Here is a 668-nt window from a genome sequence, read left to right as displayed (position 1 = left end):
CTGCCGGCGCCGACCAGCCAGCGGGTGTGTTTATCGAGACCAAACACTTTCTGGCCAAGGAAGCAGGCGATAAAAAAGGTACTGGAGAGCGTCAGAACGTCAATCAAAATACCGCTCACGCCGACGTCGGCAATCTGGGCGAACGTCAGGCGAAAGCCGTAGAGGATGATCCCCAGGCGCAGCAGATGCTGCTTGGCGAAGGTCACCCCGCCGTCGCAGGGCTGCCAGATTTTCGGGTAGACCGTGTTGCCGACGACCATCCCGAACAGGATAGCGAGGGTCAGGGCGCTAAAGCCTGCGCCGGCGATGGCCGGGAAACTACCGGCCCACAGGGCGGCGCCGGTCAGAGCGGCAGTCAGCGCCAGGCCTGGGACAAAATGCCACAGGGAACGATGTTTGGTGGGTAAAGTGAGTGCTGTCATAACCTTCTCCTTTGTCTGCCTAAAGGTTACGCCGCGCGGGATTAAATATAAAATTGATTATATGTTTATAATCAATCGTAATAAGTGGTTAATGGCCGCTTCGCCGGTTACAACGGGGCGAGAGCGGGTTAGGCAGAAGCGGGGCGGTCTCGCCGGCAAGACGATGATTTTGTGATATAAGCGGATTTTCCTTCCGTCAGCCGCCTCGATTTGTGTCACCATAGTAAGGAAGGTTATTCAGGTTGG

At 56.1% G+C, this 668-nt stretch carries 1 protein-coding gene; it reads right to left on the bottom strand.

Translation table 11 applies throughout. The annotated features are described in order from the left end of the window. Positions 1-422, bottom strand: a 422-nt coding sequence (locus ABD353_RS39855; RefSeq protein ID WP_344628594.1) for a putative sulfate exporter family transporter, incomplete at its 3' end; no start/stop codon positions are given. Between the last annotated feature and the right edge of the window lie 246 nt (positions 423-668).

This window comes from Kitasatospora arboriphila (genome assembly GCF_039528095.1).
Taxonomy (GTDB): Bacteria; Actinomycetota; Actinomycetes; order Streptomycetales; family Streptomycetaceae; genus Kitasatospora; species Kitasatospora arboriphila.
Note: the sequence above shows the minus strand (reverse complement) of the source record. Positions and strands in the feature narration are given on the sequence as shown.